This is a genomic window from Kitasatospora herbaricolor, assembly GCF_030813695.1.
Classification (GTDB): domain Bacteria; phylum Actinomycetota; class Actinomycetes; order Streptomycetales; family Streptomycetaceae; genus Kitasatospora; species Kitasatospora herbaricolor.
Genome location: NZ_JAUSVA010000002.1, coordinates 7,689,428 through 7,708,339 on the forward strand (window position 1 = coordinate 7,689,428; position 18,912 = coordinate 7,708,339).

An 18,912-nucleotide genomic window follows, 5' to 3' on the forward strand; every position below is an offset into this window, starting at 1 on the left:
CCGTGCCCAAGCGCACCGACATCAAGTCCGTCCTGGTGATCGGCTCCGGCCCGATCGTCATCGGGCAGGCCGCCGAGTTCGACTACTCCGGTACCCAGGCCTGCCGCGTCCTGCGGTCCGAGGGCCTGCGGGTCGTCCTGGTCAACTCCAACCCGGCCACGATCATGACCGACCCGGAGATCGCCGACGCCACCTACGTCGAGCCGATCACCCCGGAGTTCGTCGAGAAGATCATCGCCAAGGAGCGCCCCGACGTCCTGCTGCCGACCCTCGGCGGCCAGACCGCGCTCAACACCGCCATCTCGCTGCACGAGAACGGCACCCTCGCCAAGTACGGCGTGGAGCTGATCGGCGCCAACGTGGAGGCCATCCACAAGGGCGAGGACCGCCAGCTGTTCAAGGGCGTGGTCGAGGCCGTCAACGCCAAGATCGGCCACGGCGAGTCCGCCCGCTCGGTCATCTGCCACACCATGGACGAGATCATGGCGGGCGTCGAGACCCTCGGCGGGTACCCCGTCGTCGTCCGCCCCTCCTTCACCATGGGCGGCGCCGGCTCCGGCTTCGCCCACGACGAGGAGGACCTGCGCCGCATCGCGGGCCAGGGCCTGGCCCTCTCGCCGACCACCGAGGTGCTCCTCGAGGAGTCCATCCTCGGCTGGAAGGAGTACGAGCTGGAGCTGATGCGCGACAAGAACGACAACGTCGTGGTCGTCTGCTCGATCGAGAACTTCGACCCGATGGGCGTGCACACCGGCGACTCCATCACCGTCGCGCCGGCGATGACGCTGACCGACCGCGAGTACCAGACGCTGCGCGACATCGGCATCGCGATCATCCGCGAGGTCGGCGTCGACACCGGCGGCTGCAACATCCAGTTCGCGATCAACCCGGTCGACGGCCGGATCATCGTGATCGAGATGAACCCGCGCGTCTCCCGCTCCTCCGCGCTGGCCTCCAAGGCCACCGGCTTCCCGATCGCCAAGATCGCCGCCAAGCTGGCCGTCGGCTACACGCTGGACGAGATCCCCAACGACATCACCGAGCAGACCCCGGCCTCCTTCGAGCCGACCCTCGACTACGTCGTGGTGAAGGTCCCGCGCTTCGCGTTCGAGAAGTTCCCCTCGGCCGACGCCACCCTGACCACCACCATGAAGTCGGTCGGCGAGGCCATGGCCATGGGCCGCAACTTCCCCGAGGCGCTCAACAAGGCGCTGCGCTCGCTGGAGAAGAAGGGCTCGCAGTTCTCCTGGGCCGGCGAGACCGGTGACAAGGACGCGCTGCTCACCAAGGCGCAGGTGCCCACCGACGGCCGGATCAACACCGTCATGGAGGCCATCCGGGCCGGCGCCACCCAGGAGGAGGTGTTCGAGTCCACGAAGATCGACCCGTGGTTCGTCGACCAGCTCTTCCTGCTGGACGAGATCGCCGCCGAGCTGGCCGAGGCCGACAAGCTCCACCCCGAGCTGCTGCGCCACGCCAAGCGGCACGGCTTCTCCGACCAGCAGATCGGTGAGATCCGCGGCCTGCGTCCGGACGTGGTCCGCGAGGTGCGGCACGCGCTGGGCATCCGCCCGGTCTTCAAGACCGTGGACACCTGCGCCGCCGAGTTCGCCGCCAAGACCCCGTACTTCTACTCGTCCTACGACGAGGAGAGCGAGGTCGCGCCGCGCACCAAGCCCGCCGTGATCATCCTCGGCTCGGGCCCCAACCGGATCGGTCAGGGCATCGAGTTCGACTACTCCTGCGTGCACGCCTCCTTCGCGCTCTCCGAGGCCGGGTACGAGACCGTCATGGTCAACTGCAACCCGGAGACCGTCTCCACCGACTACGACACCTCCGACCGGCTCTACTTCGAGCCGCTCACCCTGGAGGACGTCCTGGAGATCGTCCACGCCGAGAAGCAGGCGGGGCCGCTGGCCGGCGTCATCGTCCAGCTCGGCGGCCAGACCCCGCTGGGCCTGGCCCAGTCGCTCAAGGACAACGGCGTGCCGATCGTCGGCACCCAGCCCGAGGCTATCGACCTGGCCGAGGAGCGCGGCGCCTTCGGCCGCGTCCTCAAGGAGGCCGGCCTGCCGGCCCCCAAGCACGGCACCGCCTTCTCCTTCGACGAGGCCAAGGCCATCGCCGACGAGATCGGCTACCCCGTGCTGGCCCGCCCGTCCTACGTGCTCGGCGGCCGCGGCATGGAGATCGTCTACGACGAGCCCTCGCTGGCCTCCTACCTGGAGCGGCACGCCGGCCTGATCTCCGAGCACCCGGTGCTCATCGACCGCTTCCTCGACGACGCGGTGGAGATCGACGTCGACGCGCTCTACGACGGCACCGAGCTCTACCTCGGCGGCGTCATGGAGCACATCGAGGAGGCCGGCATCCACTCCGGCGACTCCGCCTGCGCGCTGCCCCCGATCACCCTCGGCGGCTACGACATCAAGCGCCTGCGCACCTCCACCGAGGGCATCGCCAAGGGCGTCGGCGTCCGCGGCCTGATCAACATCCAGTTCGCGCTGTCCGGCGACATCCTCTACGTCCTGGAGGCCAACCCGCGCGCCTCCCGGACGGTGCCGTTCACCTCCAAGGCGACGGCCGTGCCGCTGGCCAAGGCCGCCGCCCGGATCTCGCTCGGCGCCACCATCGCCGAGCTGCGCGCCGAGGGCATGCTCCCGGCCGAGGGCGACGGCGGCACCCTGCCGGCCGACGCGCCGATCTCCGTCAAGGAGGCCGTGATGCCGTGGAGCCGCTTCCGCGACGTGCACGGCCGCGGCGTCGACACCGTGCTCGGCCCGGAGATGCGCTCCACCGGCGAGGTCATGGGCATCGACAAGGTCTTCGGCACGGCGTACGCCAAGTCGCAGGCCGGCGCCTACGGCGCGCTGCCGACCAAGGGCAAGGTCTTCGTCTCGGTCGCCAACCGCGACAAGCGCAACCTGGTCTTCCCGGCCCGCGCGCTGGTCGAGCTGGGCTTCGAGGTGCTCGCCACCTCCGGCACCGCCGAGGTGCTGCAGCGCGGCGGCATCCCCGCGACCGTGGTGCGCAAGCACAGCGAGGGCGAGGGCCCGAACGGCGAGAAGACGATCGTCCAGCTGATCCACGACGGCCAGGTCGACCTCATCATCAACACGCCGTACGGCACCGGCGGCCGCCTCGACGGCTACGAGATCCGGACCGCGGCGGTCTCCCGCGGCGTCCCGTGCCTCACCACCGTCCAGGCGATGGGCGCGGCCGTCCAGGGCATCGACGCGCTGCTGCGCGACGAGGTCGGGGTCATGTCGCTCCAGGAGCACGCCGAGCTGATCAACGCCGGCCGTAAGTAGCACCGCCGAAGTGGGGGGCACCGCGAGTCGGGTGCCCCCCACTTCCATGCCAGGAGGACCACGCTTTGTACAAGACCCTGTTCAACCTCGTCTTCCGGAAGATGGACCCGGAGAAGGCCCACCACCTGGCCTTCTTCTGGATCCGGTTGGCCGCCTCCGTCCCGGGCCTCGGCGTGCTGGTCCGCCTGGTGCTCGCCCCGCGCGACCGGGCGCTGCGCACCACGGCGCTCGGCCTGGACCTGCCCGGTCCGTTCGGCCTCGCGGCGGGCTTCGACAAGGACGGCATCGGCATCGACGGCCTGTCGATGCTCGGCTTCGACTACGTCGAGATCGGCACCGTCACCGGTGAGCCGCAGCCCGGCAACCCGGCGCCGCGGCTGTTCCGGCTGGTCGAGGACCGCGCGCTGATCAACCGGATGGGCTTCAACAACCAGGGCTCGGCCCGGGTCGCGGCCCGCCTGGCGGCCCGCCCGCACACCACCTCCACCCCGGTGATCGGCGTCAACATCGGCAAGACCAAGGTGGTCGAGGAGGCCGACGCGATCGGCGACTACGTCAAGAGCACCGAGCGCCTCGCCAAGCACGCCGACTACCTGGTGGTCAACGTCAGCTCGCCGAACACCCCCGGGCTGCGCAACCTGCAGGCCGTCTCGCACCTCGGCCCGCTGCTGCACGAGGTCCGCAAGGCCGCCGACCGGTCCACCGCGCACCACGTCCCGCTGCTGGTCAAGATCGCCCCCGATCTGGCCGACGAGGACGTGGACGCGGTCGCCGACCTGGCCCTGGAGCTCGGCCTGGACGGCATCATCGCCACCAACACCACGATCGGCCGGGGCGGCCTGCTGGCGCCCGCCGCGCAGGTCGAGGCGATCGGCATGGGCGGCCTCTCCGGCGCCCCGCTCAAGGACCGCTCGCTGGAGGTGCTGAAGCGCCTGCGGGCCCGTACCGAGGGCCGGCTGACCATCGTCTCGGTCGGCGGCATCGAGACCGCCGAGGACGCCTGGCGGCGGATCACCGCCGGCGCGGACCTGGTGCAGGGCTACAGCGCCTTCATCTACGAGGGCCCGTTCTGGATGCGACGCGTCCACAAGGGGCTCTCCGCCCGGCTGCGGGCCGGCGGCTTCCGCACGCTGGCCGAGGCCGTCGGCAGCGCCAAGGAGAACTGACCCGGGCCCCGGCACCCGCGCACCGGCGGGGGCGCCCGCAGGCCGCCCGGGCGCCCCGGACCGGCCGACCGGCCGCCGCCCCCGCCCGACCCCCTCCCCTCCCACGAAAGGCCGTCATGACCCTCGCCCCCTTCGGTACCCGCCTGCGGCACGCCCTCGACACCCGCGGCCAGCTCTGCGTCGGCATCGACCCGCACGCCTCCCTGCTCGCCGCCTGGGGGCTCGGTGACGACATCGACGGCCTGGAGACCTTCAGCCGCACCGTGGTCGAGGCGCTCGCCGACCGGGTCGCCGTGCTGAAGCCGCAGGCGGCCTTCTTCGAGCGGTTCGGCAGCAAGGGCGTGGCCGTGCTGGAGCGCTCGGTCGCCGACGCCCGGGCGGCCGGTGCGCTGGTCCTGATGGACGCCAAGCGCGGCGACATCGGCTCCACCATGGCCGCCTACGCGGACGCCTTCCTCTCGCCGTCCAGCCCGCTCTTCTCGGACGCCGTGACGGTCAGCCCCTACCTGGGCTTCGGCTCGCTGCGCCCGGCCCTGGACCTGGCGCGGGCGAACGGCGCCGGGGTGTTCGCGCTGGCGCTGACCTCCAACCCGGAGGGGGCCGAGGTCCAGCGGGCGGTGGGCGCCGGCGGCGAGACGGTGGCGGCCTCGGTGCTGCGCCAGCTCGCGGCCGAGAACGCCGGCGCCGAGCCGCTCGGCTCGTTCGGCGCGGTGGTCGGGGCCACCCTGGCCGACGCGGGGGTGGACCTGGCGGTCAACGGGCCGCTGCTGGCGCCCGGGATCGGGGCGCAGGGCGCCACCATGGCGGACCTGCCGCGGGTGTTCGGCGACTCGGTCCGCAACGTGGTGCCGAGCGTCAGCCGGGACGTGCTCAAGCACGGTCCGTCCGTCCCCGCGCTGCGCGAGGCGGCCCTGCGATTCGTCGAGGAGTACGCCGCCGCGGTGAAGTGAACGGGGGTGTCCGGGGCCGGCCGGCGGGGGAGCGCGTGCCGGACCGGACGCACCGGGTGGAAGTGAGCGCCGTCACACTTGCCCGAAGAGGGGTCGGATTCGCGGCTGTTTTGCCCGGAAAAGTCCTGGTCGGCCTTGGCTGACCAGGACTTTTCGTGTTCTTTTCCTGACGTGGCGGCCCAATCCGGGTAGTGTCCGGCGGTAGGTCACCACGGAGCGGCGATTCTCGTCGCTCCCGCAGGTCAGAGCCCTTGGGTTCGCCTGCAGGGGGCTGGTACAACCGTCCTGGCTCATCCCTTCCTTCCACACCCTGAGGTGAACGGCGTGGCTCTTCCGCCCCTTACCCCTGAACAGCGCACAGCAGCGCTCGCCAAGGCCGCCGAGGCTCGGCGGGAGCGCGCCGAGGTGAAGAACCGGCTCAAGCACTCCGGCGCTTCGCTGCACGAGGTCATCAAGGCCGGCAAGGCCGACAACGAGGTCATCGGCAAGATGAAGGTCTCCGCTCTGCTGGAGAGCCTGCCCGGTGTCGGCAAGGTGCGCGCCAAGCAGATCATGGAGCGTCTCGGCATCAGCGAGAGCCGCCGTGTGCGCGGCCTCGGTACCAACCAGATCGCTTCGCTGGAGCGGGAGTTCGGCGGCGCCGCCTCCTGACCGCCCACCGGCGAAGCGCATCCAGGGTGCCCCGTGGTCTCCGGATCGTCCGCGATCCGGGATAATCGGTGCATGAGTGAGCGTCCGCGGCTGACCGTGCTCTCCGGCCCTTCGGGGGTCGGCAAGAGCACGGTCGTCGCTCATATGAGGAAGCAGCACCCCGAGGTCTGGCTCTCGGTGTCGGTGACCACCCGGCACCCGAGGCCCGGCGAGCAGAACGGGATCCACTACTACTTCGTCGACAACGACGAGTTCGACAAGCTGATCGCCAACGGCGAACTGCTGGAGTGGGCCGTCTTCGCCGGCAACCGGTACGGCACCCCGCGTGCGGCGGTGCTGGAGAAGCTGGACAACGGGGTGCCCGTCCTGCTGGAGATCGACCTGCAGGGTGCCCGTCAGGTGCGGGAGTCGATGGCGGAGGCACTGCTGCTCTTCCTGGCCCCGCCGAGCTGGGACGAGCTGGTCCGCCGGCTCACCGGCCGGGGCACCGAGCCGCAGGACGTGATCGAGAAGCGGCTGGAAGCGGCCAAGGTCGAGCTGGCGGCGGAGTCGGAGTTCGACACGACTCTTGTCAACACCTCGGTCGAGCAGGTAGCGGCCGAACTGCTAGCCTTGCTCGGTGCAGCCTGATCGGCTAGGTCGCTCCGACCCGGTCCGATCAGCATCTTGTCTTTTCCAACCTTTCGGAAGGTTTTAGCGTGTCCTCTTCCATGACCGCGCCCGAGGGCATCATCAACCCGCCGATCGACGAGCTGCTCGAGGCCACCGACTCCAAGTACAGCCTGGTGATCTACGCGGCCAAGCGCGCGCGTCAGATCAACGCGTACTACTCGCAGCTCGGTGAGGGCCTCCTGGAGTACGTCGGCCCGCTGGTCGACACCCACGTGCACGAGAAGCCGCTGTCGATCGCGCTCCGCGAGATCAACGCCGGCATGCTCACCGCCGAGGCGATCGAGGCCGCCTGAGCAGCCTCCCGCTGCCGCACAGCGTCATGACAGGGCCCGCCGGACACGCTCCGGCGGGCCCTGTCGCGTGTGCGTGGCGCCACAGTGCGGCCGGGATCTGAAGGGCCGTAGGGTGAGCTGCACCCGAACGGACGGAGAGACAGCCAGCATGAGCGCGACCACGGACCGGACCGACGCCCCGCGCGTCGTCCTCGGTGTCAGCGGCGGCATCGCCGCCTACAAGGCCTGCGAGCTGCTGCGACGGCTGACCGAGTCCGGCCACCAGGTCACCGTGGTGCCCACCGCGGCCGCCCTGCACTTCGTCGGCGAGGCGACCTGGGCCGCCCTCTCCGGCCGCCCGGCCGCCACCGAGACCTGGGAGAGCGTCCACCAGGTGCCGCACGTGCGGATCGGCCAGCAGGCCGACCTGGTGGTGGTCGCCCCGGCCACCGCCGACCTGATGGCCAAGGCGGCCCACGGGCTGGCCGACGACCTGCTCACCAACACCCTGCTCACCGCCCGCTGCCCGGTGGTCCTCGCCCCCGCGATGCACACCGAGATGTGGGAGCACCCGGCCACCCAGGAGAACGTCGCCACCCTGCGCCGCCGGGGCGCGATCGTGCTGGAGCCCGCCGTCGGCCGGCTCACCGGGGTGGACACCGGCAAGGGCCGGCTGCCCGAGCCGTCCGCGATCTTCGAGGCCTGCCGGACGGTGCTGCGCCGCGGCGGCCTCACCAGCGACCTGGCCGGCCGCCACGTGGTGGTCTCGGCCGGCGGCACCCGCGAGCCGCTCGACCCGGTGCGCTTCCTCGGCAACCGCTCCTCCGGGAAGCAGGGCTACGCGCTCGCCGCCACCGCGGCCGCGCGCGGCGCCAGAGTGACATTGGTCTCGGCCAACGCCGAGCTGCCGGACCCGGCCGGGGTGGACGTGGTGCACGTCTCGACCGCGCTGCAGCTGCGCGAGGCCGCGCTGAAGGCCGTGGCGGACGCCGACGCGGTGGTGATGGCGGCCGCCGTCGCCGACTTCCGCCCCGCCGAGTACGTCACCGGGAAGATCAAGAAGGTGGACGGGGTCGACCCCGCACCGGTCGCTCTGGTGCGCAACCCGGACATCCTCGCCGAGATCTCCGCCGACCGGGCCAGGCCCGGCCAACTCGTGGTCGGCTTCGCCGCGGAGACCGACGACGTGCTCGCCAACGGCCGGGCCAAGCTCGCCCGCAAGGGGTGCGACCTGCTGGTCGTGAACGAGGTCGGCGAGCGCAAGGGATTCGGCTCGGACCTCAACGAGGCGGTCGTCCTCGGGGCCGACGGCACCGAGACGGCCGTACCGGTCGGACCGAAGGAGGCGCTCGCCGACGTGGTGTGGGACCTGGTCGCGGCCCGTCTGGCCTGAGGCCCCGGGCGGTCCGCCGTCCGGCTGGTTTCCCCGGCGGCCCGTCTTTTCTGGCGGACAGCAGTCCCACTTGCAGGTACCTGCCCGTTACACTCCAGGAATCAAGTCTTTCCGGATGTCCCCGGTCCGCCGGGGGCCTTCAGTCAGCAGCCGCTGCAACCCCAGGGAGCGCTGTGTCTCGCCGCCTGTTCACCTCGGAGTCCGTCACCGAGGGACACCCCGACAAGATCGCTGACCAGATCAGCGACACCATTCTGGACGCGCTCCTCAAGGAGGACCCGACTTCGCGGGTCGCCGTGGAGACGCTGATCACCACCGGCCAGGTGCACATCGCCGGTGAGGTGACCACGAAGGCGTACGCGCCGATCGCCCAGCTGGTCCGGGACAAGATCCTCGAAATCGGGTACGACAGCTCCAAGAAGGGCTTCGACGGCGCCTCCTGCGGCGTGTCGGTCTCGATCGGCTCGCAGTCGCCCGACATCGCGCAGGGTGTCGACACGGCGTACGAGGCCCGGGTCGAGGGCGCCTCCCAGGGCGACGACTCCGACGACCTCGACAAGCAGGGCGCCGGCGACCAGGGCCTGATGTTCGGCTACGCGTCGGACGAGACCCCCGAGCTGATGCCGCTGCCGATCACGCTGGCGCACCGCCTCTCCAAGCGGCTCTCCGAGGTCCGCAAGAACGGGACCATCCCGTACCTGCGCCCCGACGGCAAGACCCAGGTCACCATCGAGTACGACGGCGACAAGGCCGTCCGCCTCGACACCGTGGTGGTCTCCTCGCAGCACGCCAGCGACATCGACCTGGACTCGCTGCTGACCCCGGACATCCGCGAGTTCGTCGTGGAGCCCGAGCTCAAGGCGCTGGCCGACGAGGGCATCAAGCTGGTGACCGAGGGCTACCGCCTGCTGGTCAACCCGACCGGACGGTTCGAGATCGGCGGCCCGATGGGCGACGCCGGCCTCACCGGCCGCAAGATCATCATCGACACCTACGGCGGCATGGCCCGCCACGGCGGCGGTGCCTTCTCCGGCAAGGACCCGTCCAAGGTCGACCGCTCCGCCGCGTACGCGATGCGCTGGGTCGCCAAGAACATCGTCGCGGCCGGCCTGGCCACCCGCGCCGAGGTCCAGGTCGCGTACGCGATCGGCAAGGCCGAGCCGGTGGGCCTGTTCGTCGAGACCTTCGGCACCGAGACCGTGCCGGTCCTCAAGATCCAGGAAGCCGTGGTGAAGGTCTTCGACCTGCGCCCGGCCGCGATCATCCGCGACCTGGACCTGCTGCGCCCGATCTACTCGCAGACCGCCGCCTACGGCCACTTCGGCCGTGAGCTGCCGGACTTCACCTGGGAGCGCACCGACCGGGTCGAGCAGCTGAAGCAGGCCGTCCAGGCCTGACCCGCGCCGCACCTGCCAGGCGGCGGCCGCCCCGTTCCGACGGGGCGGCCGCCGCCTGCGGCTTTGTGTCAGTCCTAGGTGGTAGTACTTGGAGCGATGAGCAGCACAGACGAGGCCGGGGGGAGCGGGGCGCCGGAGCAGCTCGCGTTCATCCGCGAGACGGTCCGCCGCGCCAAGCCGCGCACCTGGCTGGGCGCCCAACGGGCCGAGCACCTGCCGGTGGCCCGGGTGCTGGTCGACAAGGGGCTGCTCCACCTCGACCAGTTCTTCGACTACGCCGTGCCCGCCAACATGGCCGAGGAGGCCGTGCCGGGCGTCCGGGTCCGGGTCCGGTTCGGGGCGCGGGTGGTCAACGGACGCCGCGAGGGCGGCGAACTGCACGACGGGTTCATCGTCGAACGCCGGGCCGACAGCGACTACGCCGGCCCGCTGGCACCGCTCGCCCAGGTGCTCTCGCCCGAGCCGGTGCTCACACCCGCCCTGCTGCGGCTCTGCCGCACGGTCGCCGACCGGTACGCCGGCACCCTCGCGGACGTCCTCCAGCTGGCCGTGCCGCCCCGGCACGCCAAGGCCGAGGCCGAGCCCTCCCCGCCGCCGGCGCCGCTGCCCGCCGCCCCCGAACCGGGCAGCTGGAGCCGCTACCCGCAGGGGCCGGAGTTCCTGGCGGCGCTCGCCGCCGGCCACGCCCCGCGCGCCGTCTGGACGGCGCTGCCCGGCCCGAGCTGGCCGCAGGAGATCGCCCGGGCGGTCGCCGCCACCCTGGCCGGCGGGCGCGGCGCCCTGGTCGTGCTGCCCGACGGGCGGTCCACCGCCCGGGTCGACGAGGCCCTCACCGAGCTGCTCGGCGGCGGCCTGCACGCCACCCTCGCCGCCGACCTCGGCCCCAAGGAGCGCTATCGGCGCTGGCTGGCGGTCAGCCGCGGTTCGGTCCGCGCCGCGGTCGGCACCCGGGCGGCGATGTTCGCCCCCGTCCGGGACCTCGGCCTGGTGGTGGTCTGGTCGGACGGCGATGGCAGCCACGCCGACCCGCGCGCCCCGCACCCGCACGTGCGCGAGGTCGCGCTGCTGCGCGCCGCCGAGGAGGGGGCCGGCGTCCTGCTCGGGGGGCACGCGGTCACCGTGGAGGGCGCGCAGCTGGTGAACACGGGCTGGGCCCGGCCGCTGGCCGCCGACCGGGCGACCGTCCGGGAGGTCGCACCGCGGGTCCGCACCGTCACCGACCTGGACCAGGCCAGGGACGCCGCCGCCCAGCAGGCCCGGCTGCCCAGCCTGGCCTGGCAGACGGCCCGGGAGGCGCTGGCCACCGGCCCGGTCCTGATCCAGGTGCCCCGCCGCGGCTACGTCCCCCGGCTGGCCTGCGGCCGCTGTCGCACACCGGCCCGCTGCCGGCACTGCGAGGGGCCGCTGGAGGCGGCCTCGTCGGACGCGCCGCTGCGCTGCGGCTGGTGCGGGGAGGCCGAGGAGCGGTGGCACTGCGCCGAATGCGGCTCGTTCCGCCTGCGGGCCCAGGTGGTCGGCGCCCGGCGGACGGCGGAGGAGCTCGGCAAGGCCTTCCCGAGGATCCCCGTCCGTACCTCCGGGCGGGACGCGGTGCTGCTCTCGGTGCCGGCCGAGCCCGCGCTGGTGATCTCCACCCCGGGCGCCGAGCCGGTGGCCGAAGGCGGCTACGCGGCCGCGCTGCTGCTGGACGGCTGGGCCCTGCTGAGCCGGCCCGACCTGCGGGCGGGGGAGGAGGCCCTGCGGCTCTGGCTGGCGGCGGCCGCGCTGGTCCGGCCGGCGAGCGAGGGCGGCACGGTGGTGGTCGTGGCGGAGCCGACGGCCCGGGCCGTCCAGGCGCTGATCCGGTGGGACCCGGCCGGCCACGCCGCCTTCGAGCTGGAGGAACGGGCCCAGCTGCACTTCCCGCCGGTCTCCCGGATGGCCTCGGTCACCGGGGCGCCGGCGGCGGTGGCCGACCTGCTCGGCCTCACCCGGCTGCCGGAGGGTGCGGACGTCCTCGGCCCCGTGCCGGTGTTCGGCGGGCGGCGCGGTGAGGAGGTCGAGCGGGCGCTGCTCCGGGTCGCCCCCGGCCAGGGGGCCGCACTGGCCTCCGCGCTGAAGGCGGCGCAGATCGCCCGGATCGCCCTGCGGACACCGGAGCCGGTGAAGGTGCGGATCGACCCGCTGGAGATCGGGTGACGGCGCGCGGCGCCGGCCGGGCGCCGTGAGCGGTCCGGCCGTGGGGGTGCTCGCGGGCGCGCGGCGCAGGTGAGCGCCGCTGAGCCCGTCCGCCGCGCCGGGTGCCCACCGCTGATCCTGGCCGGGCGCCCGCGCCGGACGGCCACGAGGCGGGCCGGGCCGGGTGCCACCCCGGCCCGGCCGTGCCACCCCGGTCAGCCGCGGATCTGCAGCCCCGAGCGGTTCAGACCGCCCTGGCGGGCCGCCGGCACGGTCGCCGCCAGCCCCGGGTTCCCGCCGGCCGGCGCGCCGACGCCCGGCGAACCCAGGCCCGGCGAGCCCGTCGACTGCGGGCCGATGCCCGGCGAACCCGTCCCCGGCCCGGCCGCCGCGACGGCCGCCACCTCCTCGGACCGCTCCCCGCGCCCCTGCGCGGGCCCGGCCGGCGACGGGATGCCACCCGCCGCCAGCAGCTCGCCGGCGGGGCGCCGCATCCCGTACCGCCGGTGGACGGCCTGCTTGGTGACGCCCAGCGCGGAGCCCACCGAGTCCCAGGAGAAACCCAGCGCCCGGTCGAACTCCACCGCCGCCGCCACCAGCGTCTCCACGCTCTCGCGCAGCTCCTGCGCCAGCCGCACGGTCGGCGCCGGGGCCCGCCCGTACACCACGAAACCCGCGGAGGTGCTCGGCCGCCGGGGGCGGTAGACGTTGCCCAACTGGGCGGTGAGCGTCCGCAGCGCGTCGACCTGCCGCCTCACCCGCTCGATGTCCCGCACCAGCAGGTGCAGGCTCGCCCGCGCCCGGGCGTCGTGATTGATCTGCTCGGCCATGGCCTACGTGCCACCTTCCGTACGGTCAGCTCGGTCGGGGCTGCTCCCCCGTGCCCCGGTCAATCTCACTTGACCAACGCCGGACCAGGGGCCGGGGTCACGCAGCCGGGGCACTCGGGATATGCCAGAACGCCCCCCTGCCCGCCAATCGGCCGCCCCCGCCGCCCATCGGCCGCCCCCGCCCGGCCGGATCGCGGGGGCGGGCCGCGCGCCCGGGGGCATTGCATAGACTTGCCGACGGCCAGCAGCCGAAATCCGACCGGACGGGAGTCCACCACCTTGCCGATCCAGCCGATCCGCATCTTCGGGGACCCGGTCCTGCGCGCCACCGCACAGCCGGTGACCACCTTCGACAAAGAGCTGCGCACGCTGGTCAAGGACCTCACCGACACCATGCTGGACGCCCCCGGCGCCGGGCTGGCCGCGCCTCAACTCGGCATCTCGCTGAGGGTGTTCACCTACCACGTGGACGGCGTCACCGGGCACCTGGTGAACCCGGACCTCAGCCTCAGCGAGGAGGAGCAGGAAGGCCCCGAGGGCTGCCTCTCGCTGCCCGGCCTGCGTTTCGACACCCGGCGCGCCTTCGGCGTGGTCGCCAAGGGCTTCGACATGTACGGCGAGCCGGTCACCGTCGAGGGCACCCAGCTGCTCGCCCGCTGCATCCAGCACGAGACCGACCACCTGGACGGCATCATCTTCATCGACCGCCTCGACCGTGAGCGGCGCAAGGCCGCGCTCAAGGCGATCCGGGAGTCCGACTGGGGGGACGGGCCCGCCCCGACCGTCCGGGTCTCCCCGCACAGCACCTTCGGCGGCGCCCGCTGACGACCGGTCCGCCCGGCCCCGCCCCGCCCCGCCCCAGCTCGGCTCCCACCCAGCCCCTACCGGAAGGCCCTTGATGCGCCTCGTCTTCGCCGGCACCCCCGAGGTCGCCGTTCCCGCCCTGGACGCCCTGCTGGCCTCCGACCGGCACGAGGTCGTCGCGGTGGTCACCCGCCCCGACGCCCCCGCCGGCCGCGGCCGCAAGCTGGTCGCCAGCCCCGTCGCCCAGCGCGCCGAGGAGGCCGGGATCGAGATCCTCAAGCCCGCGAAGCCCAGCGACCCGGACTTCCTGGCCCGGCTCGCCGAGATCGCCCCCGACTGCTGCCCGGTGGTCGCCTACGGCGCGCTGATCCGCCCCGGCGCCCTGGAGATCCCCGTCCACGGCTGGGTCAACCTGCACTTCTCGCTGCTGCCGGCCTGGCGCGGCGCCGCCCCCGTCCAGCACGCCGTGCTGGCCGGCGACGAGGTGACCGGCGCCTCGACCTTCCGGATCGAGCAGGGCCTGGACTCCGGCCCGGTCTTCGGCGTCATCACCGAGGAGATCCGCCCCACCGACACCAGCGGCGAACTCCTCACCCGGCTCGCGCACTCCGGCGCCCGGCTGCTGAGCGCCACCATGGACGGCATCGAGGACGGCGGGCTGCAGGCCGTCCCGCAGCCGGCCGACGGCATCACCCTCGCCCCGAAGATCTCGGTGGAGGACGCCAGGATCGACTGGAAGCACCCCGCCCTGCGGATCGACCGGGTGGTGCGCGGCTGCGCCCCCGCGCCCGGCGCGTGGACCACCTTCCGCGGCGAGCGGCTCAAGGTCTCCGGCCCGGTCACGCTTCTCCCCGGCAGCACCGAACTCGCCCCCGGCGAGCTGGCGGTCGGCAAGAACAGCCTCCGGGCGGGCACCGGCAGCCACGACATCGAGTTCGGTGAGGTCCAGCCGCAGGGCAAGAAGCCGATGCGCGCGGCGGACTGGGCCCGCGGGGCCCGCATCGAGTCCGGCGAGCAGCTCGGACTCTGAGCCTCGGGTTCAGCTTCACCCTCCACCCGATCTACCGTGGAGTACCCGATCCACCGCGGGGCACCGGCCGGCCCGGCCGGTGCCCCGCGCACCGGGCCCCACGCGGGGCCCGGTGGCGGTCCGCCCCGCGGCGGTCCACCGCCGGGTGCCCCGGCCCCCGCTCCCGCAGCGTCGGGCCCGGGGCACCCCGGTCCGGGCAGTTCCGCCGGACCGGACCCATCCGTAAACCCCGCAGCACATTGAGGCACCAGATGAGCACCCCCGGCAGCACCCCCGGCGCCAAGCGCCCCCCTCGCCCGCACCGCCGCCCCAAGAAGGACCCGGCCCGGACGGTCGCCTTCCGCGCCCTGCGGGCCGTCGACGAGCGCGACGCCTACGCCAACCTGATCCTGCCCTCGCTGCTCCGCGAGGCCGAGCAGAAGCACAACCTCGACCGCCGTGACGCCGCCCTCGCCACCGAGCTGGTCTACGGCACCCTGCGGCTCCAGGGCACCTACGACGCGGTCATCGCCGCCTGCATCGACCGGCCGCTGCGCGAGGTCGACCCGCCGGTCCTGGACGTCCTCTCGCTCGGCGCGCACCAGCTGCTCACCACCCGCATCCCCAGCCACGCCGCCGTCTCCGCGACCGTCGAACTGGCCCGGGCCGTGCTCGGCGACGGCAAGGCCAAGTTCGTCAACGCCGTCCTGCGCCGGATCAGCGCCCAGGACCTCGACGCCTGGATCGCCCAGGTCGCCCCGCCGTACGAGAAGGACGCCGAGGACCACCTCGCCGTCGTCCACTCGCACCCGCGCTGGGTCGTCTCCGCGCTCTGGGACTCGCTCGGCCGCTGGCAGCCCGACGCCTCCGGGCGGACGGCCGTCGAGGAGCTGCTGCGCGCCGACAACGAGCGGCCCGAGGTCACCCTCGTCGCCCGGCCCGGCCGGGCCACCGTCGAGGAACTCGCCGAGGCGCTGCCCGAGTCCACCCCCGGCCGATGGTCCCCCTACGCCGTCCGGCTCGCCGAGGGCGGCGACCCCGGCGCGCTGGAGACGGTCAAGGAGAACCGCGTCGGCGTCCAGGACGAGGGCAGCCAGCTGGTCGCCCTCGCCCTCGCCGCCGCGCCGCTGGACGGCCCCGACCGGGTCTGGCTGGACGGCTGCGCCGGCCCCGGCGGCAAGGCCGCGCTGCTCGCGGCCCTCGCGGCCCGGCGCGGCGCAGCCCTGGTCGCCTCCGAGAAGCAGCCGCACCGGGCCCGGCTGGTCGCCCGCGCGCTGGAGGGCAACCCCGGCCCGTACACCGTGATCGCCGCCGACGGCACCCGGCCGGCCTGGCGGCCGGGCACCTTCGACCGCGTCCTGGTCGACGTGCCCTGCTCCGGTCTCGGCGCGCTGCGCCGCCGGCCCGAGGCCCGCTGGCGCCGCCGGCCCGAGGACATCGCCGCCTTCGGGCCGCTCCAGCGGGACCTGCTGCGCGGCGCCGTCGCCGCCACCCGGATCGGCGGCGTGGTCGGCTACGCCACCTGTTCGCCGCACCTCGCCGAGACCCGGGCCGTGGTCGACGACGTGCTGCGGGAGGAGGGCGGCCGGCTGGAGTGGATCGATGCCCGCCCGCTGCTGCCCGGCGTCCCGGCGCTCGGCGACGGCCCGGACGTCCAGCTCTGGCCGCACCTGCACGGCACCGACGCGATGTACCTGGCGCTGCTGCGGCGCACCGCCTGACGGCCCGGGGCACCCTGACGGCCCGGGGCACCCTGACGGCCCGGCGCACCCCTGACGGCCCGGGGCACCCCTGACGACCCGGCGGACGGCCCGCGGCGCACCGTACGGCGGTCGCCCCGGGCCGCCCGCCGGGCCGGGGCGCGTCGAGCGGCTGCCGGGTGTGCCCGGCCGGGATCCCGTCCCGGCCGGGCACACCCGGGCACTCAGCAGGTGGGGGAGTCGCTGATGCGGATCCCGGTGAGGGTGGCGTAGATGCTGGCGCCGTTGTAGATCGAGGTGGCGGGCTCCAGGCAGGTGTAGTAGGTGGTGCCCCCGGAGACGTAGCGCAGCCAGACGGTGTCGTCGTTGCGCGTGTTCAGAACGGCGACGTTGGTCCGCGAGGTGTTTTGGTACCCGCTGGTCACGTCCCGGTACATCCCGATGATGCTGCCGTTGACGGTGCCGCCCGCGTAGATGCACACGTACGGGTACTGGCAGCCGTACTGCGAGTCCGCGTGGGCGGTCGAGGCGCCGGCGATCGAGAGGGAGGCCATCGAGGCCGCCACGGCCGCGATGCTGGAGGCCTTCTTGAAGAGGGAACGCATGCGATAGCTCCGCATTCTGTGGTGACTGGGCGAACGGCGATGTCCCGCGCCGCACTTGAGGTGCGGCGCGGTGCGACTGATCCCGCCCGCCGGGCCACGGGATCCGGCCACTGATCATCAGGACCCCGAGCCTGTCGCGGCCCACCAACAGGCTGCCAACGCCCGGCCAACGTCTCCGTCGCGCGCCGCCCGGGGCGGACCGGCCAGGTGCGGAGGCCGGGCCCGGGGCCTTCGGACGGTGATCTTCGGGGCCACCGCCACCGCGAAGATCACCGCCGGCACCGCGGCCGCCGGCGCGCCGGAACGGTCGGCCGACGCCCCGGTGCCGTACGTCCCGCCCCTCGGGACCTGCTCAGCCGCCGGGCTGCCCGCGGCGCTGGACGGCCAGCGCCCGCAGCGCCACCTCGGTCGCGAACCGGTCGTCGGGGTCGGCGAGTTGCTGTCCGAAGGCGCGGTCGAGGATCCGCATCCGGTAGCGGACCGTCTGCGGGTGGACGCCCAGCAGCCGGGCCATCTCGGCGGCCGTGCCCCGGGTGGTGAGCCAGGTCAGCAGGGTCTCGACCAGCCGGCTGCGCTGGGCGGGGGTGAGCGCGGCCAGCGGGCCGAGGTACTTCTTCGCCAACTGCGCGACCAGGGCCGGGTCCCGGAGCAGCCAGAGCGGCAGCAGGTGGTCCTCGCAGGACACCACCGGGCCGCCGTCCACGATGCCGGCCGAGGCCAGGGCGAGGGCGTGCCGGGCCCAGCGCAGCGAGTCCGCCGCCTCGGCCAGCGGGGCGGTGAGGCCGTAGGCCGCCCGGCAGCCGTCCAGGGCCCGGTCCAGCTCGGCGCGCCGTTCCGCGGTGAGCGCCCCCGGCACCAGCAGGTGCGGCTCGGGGACGGCCAGGTCGAGCAGGACGTCCTTGGCGAGCAGGCCGGTCGGGGGCAGCGTCCCGGCGTCCACCGCGACCATGGTGACCTCGGCCGGTAACGGCCAGGCCGCGTGCTCCGCCAGCTCCACCAGGGCGTTGCGGGCCACCGAGGAACCGGTGAGGATCCGCCGCAGCAGCTGCCGGCGGCGGTTGTCCGGCTCCTCGCCCAGTTCGGCCATGGCCTGCAGGTAGCCCTCGCGGGAGAGCGCGGCGAGGTCCCCCATGTAGGCGAAGAGCGCGTCGGCGAAGGAGAGCATCACGGTGGCGGACAGGTTGTAGCGCCTACCCAGCGTCCTGGCCCGGCGCAGCGCGGTCTGGCAGCCGATCCGGTAGGCCTCCTGCAGCATGTCCAGGCTGCGGCCCTCGTAGGCCTCGAAGCGGCCGAAGCGGCGGCAGATGTCGTCCCGCAGCACCGTGGTGGCGGTGGGGACGGCGATCTGGTCGACGAAGGCCGCGATGTTCTGCTCGATGCCGAGCCGGATCACCCGCGCGTTCGGGCCCTCCATCAGCGGTTTGTACTCCGGGATCGCGGCGACGATCTCGCTCGCCATCTCCTTGAGCAGGCTGGGGAGTTCAGGGCGCATGATCATGGCCAACTCGCGCGGCATCGGTCCCATCGGCTCGCCGCGCTCCGTCAGCTGCCTGGCTACGGCCATACCTGTTTACCCCCTGAGCTCTCCGCCGCCCCTTGGCCGCCAGGGCCCGCCGGCGGGCCGGTGGCGGCTGCGGGGGAGCGGAGGTTCGGTCAATTGCCCGGCCCCGGCGCGCTGGTGGGGAGCGGGCCGGCCGGGCGGTAGCGGGTCGCGTACAACTCATCGCGGCTGCGTGCAACATAGACCACGGCGCACACGGAGCGCAGCACCCCGGACACAGAAACCTCACTTCCGGACGCCCGTGGCCCGCCGCCGGCCGTCGGGGGCGGTCTAATCGGCCGACCGGCCGGTTTTCGGATTCCCGCCCCGCCCGCTCGCTTCGTTATAACCGGGCGGCCTTCTTTGCTGCTTTCGTGACAAGGGAATACCCGCCGGTAAGTTCGCCGGAAGAATCTGTGACGGGCATGTTGCACCGCCCGGTTACCCATGCGTAA

At 73.5% G+C, this 18,912-nt stretch carries 15 protein-coding genes; 12 read left to right on the top strand and 3 right to left on the bottom strand.

What is annotated here, in order from left to right; genetic code table 11:
- The first annotated feature begins 2 nt into the window (after window positions 1-2).
- The 9 genes from carB to J2S46_RS33485 all read left to right on the top strand — a co-directional run bounded on the left by carB (window position 3) and on the right by J2S46_RS33485 (window position 11,990).
- Window positions 3-3,311, top strand: coding sequence for a carbamoyl-phosphate synthase large subunit (gene carB / locus J2S46_RS33445; protein ID WP_191288219.1), 3,309 nt, complete (start codon window positions 3-5; stop codon window positions 3,309-3,311).
- Window positions 3,312-3,376: 65 nt separating this feature from the next.
- Window positions 3,377-4,477 (top strand): quinone-dependent dihydroorotate dehydrogenase, encoded by a 1,101-nt coding sequence (locus tag J2S46_RS33450; RefSeq protein ID WP_191288220.1) that lies wholly within the window; start codon window positions 3,377-3,379, stop codon window positions 4,475-4,477.
- Between the two features lie 116 nt (window positions 4,478-4,593).
- Window positions 4,594-5,427, top strand: coding sequence for an orotidine-5'-phosphate decarboxylase (pyrF, locus tag J2S46_RS33455; protein WP_191288221.1), 834 nt, complete (start codon window positions 4,594-4,596; stop codon window positions 5,425-5,427).
- 324 nt (window positions 5,428-5,751) lie between these two features.
- On the top strand, window positions 5,752-6,078 hold the full coding sequence (mihF, locus tag J2S46_RS33460) for an integration host factor, actinobacterial type (RefSeq protein WP_035795753.1): 327 nt from the start codon (window positions 5,752-5,754) through the stop codon (window positions 6,076-6,078).
- A gap of 72 nt (window positions 6,079-6,150) precedes the next feature.
- Window positions 6,151-6,708 (top strand): guanylate kinase, encoded by a 558-nt coding sequence (gmk, locus tag J2S46_RS33465; RefSeq protein ID WP_191288222.1) that lies wholly within the window; start codon window positions 6,151-6,153, stop codon window positions 6,706-6,708.
- A gap of 68 nt (window positions 6,709-6,776) precedes the next feature.
- On the top strand, window positions 6,777-7,043 hold the full coding sequence (gene rpoZ / locus J2S46_RS33470; RefSeq protein ID WP_030240625.1) for a DNA-directed RNA polymerase subunit omega: 267 nt from the start codon (window positions 6,777-6,779) through the stop codon (window positions 7,041-7,043).
- 148 nt (window positions 7,044-7,191) lie between these two features.
- On the top strand, window positions 7,192-8,415 hold the full coding sequence (gene coaBC / locus J2S46_RS33475; RefSeq protein WP_191288223.1) for a bifunctional phosphopantothenoylcysteine decarboxylase/phosphopantothenate--cysteine ligase CoaBC: 1,224 nt from the start codon (window positions 7,192-7,194) through the stop codon (window positions 8,413-8,415).
- Between the two features lie 173 nt (window positions 8,416-8,588).
- Window positions 8,589-9,812, top strand: coding sequence for a methionine adenosyltransferase (metK, locus tag J2S46_RS33480; protein WP_190215762.1), 1,224 nt, complete (start codon window positions 8,589-8,591; stop codon window positions 9,810-9,812).
- A 96-nt stretch (window positions 9,813-9,908) separates the two neighbouring features.
- Window positions 9,909-11,990, top strand: coding sequence for a primosomal protein N' (locus J2S46_RS33485; RefSeq protein ID WP_191288224.1), 2,082 nt, complete (start codon window positions 9,909-9,911; stop codon window positions 11,988-11,990).
- Between the two features lie 194 nt (window positions 11,991-12,184).
- On the opposite strand, the gene J2S46_RS33490 is transcribed toward J2S46_RS33485, so the two are convergent.
- Window positions 12,185-12,799: a hypothetical protein gene (locus J2S46_RS33490; RefSeq protein ID WP_229912107.1), complete on the bottom strand. Its 615-nt coding sequence runs from the start codon at window positions 12,797-12,799 to the stop codon at window positions 12,185-12,187.
- A gap of 279 nt (window positions 12,800-13,078) precedes the next feature.
- On the opposite strand from J2S46_RS33490, the gene def reads away from it, so the two are divergent.
- The 3 genes from def to J2S46_RS33505 all read left to right on the top strand — a co-directional run bounded on the left by def (window position 13,079) and on the right by J2S46_RS33505 (window position 16,333).
- Entirely contained in the window at window positions 13,079-13,624 is a 546-nt protein-coding gene (gene def / locus J2S46_RS33495) for a peptide deformylase (RefSeq protein WP_191288225.1), read from the top strand.
- 73 nt (window positions 13,625-13,697) lie between these two features.
- Window positions 13,698-14,633 (top strand): methionyl-tRNA formyltransferase, encoded by a 936-nt coding sequence (fmt, locus tag J2S46_RS33500; RefSeq protein ID WP_191288226.1) that lies wholly within the window; start codon window positions 13,698-13,700, stop codon window positions 14,631-14,633.
- Window positions 14,634-14,884: 251 nt separating this feature from the next.
- On the top strand, window positions 14,885-16,333 hold the full coding sequence (locus J2S46_RS33505; RefSeq protein WP_191288227.1) for an RsmB/NOP family class I SAM-dependent RNA methyltransferase: 1,449 nt from the start codon (window positions 14,885-14,887) through the stop codon (window positions 16,331-16,333).
- Between the two features lie 203 nt (window positions 16,334-16,536).
- Here J2S46_RS33505 and J2S46_RS33510 read toward each other — a convergent pair whose 3' ends face one another.
- Together J2S46_RS33510 and J2S46_RS33515 are read right to left on the bottom strand one after the other, a co-directional pair.
- Entirely contained in the window at window positions 16,537-16,917 is a 381-nt protein-coding gene (locus tag J2S46_RS33510) for a hypothetical protein (RefSeq protein WP_191288228.1), read from the bottom strand.
- A gap of 352 nt (window positions 16,918-17,269) precedes the next feature.
- Window positions 17,270-18,481 carry a PucR family transcriptional regulator gene (locus J2S46_RS33515; protein WP_191288229.1) on the bottom strand — a complete coding sequence of 404 codons (1,212 nt, stop codon included), beginning with the start codon at window positions 18,479-18,481 and terminating at the stop codon, window positions 17,270-17,272.
- Window positions 18,482-18,912: the final 431 nt, after the last annotated feature.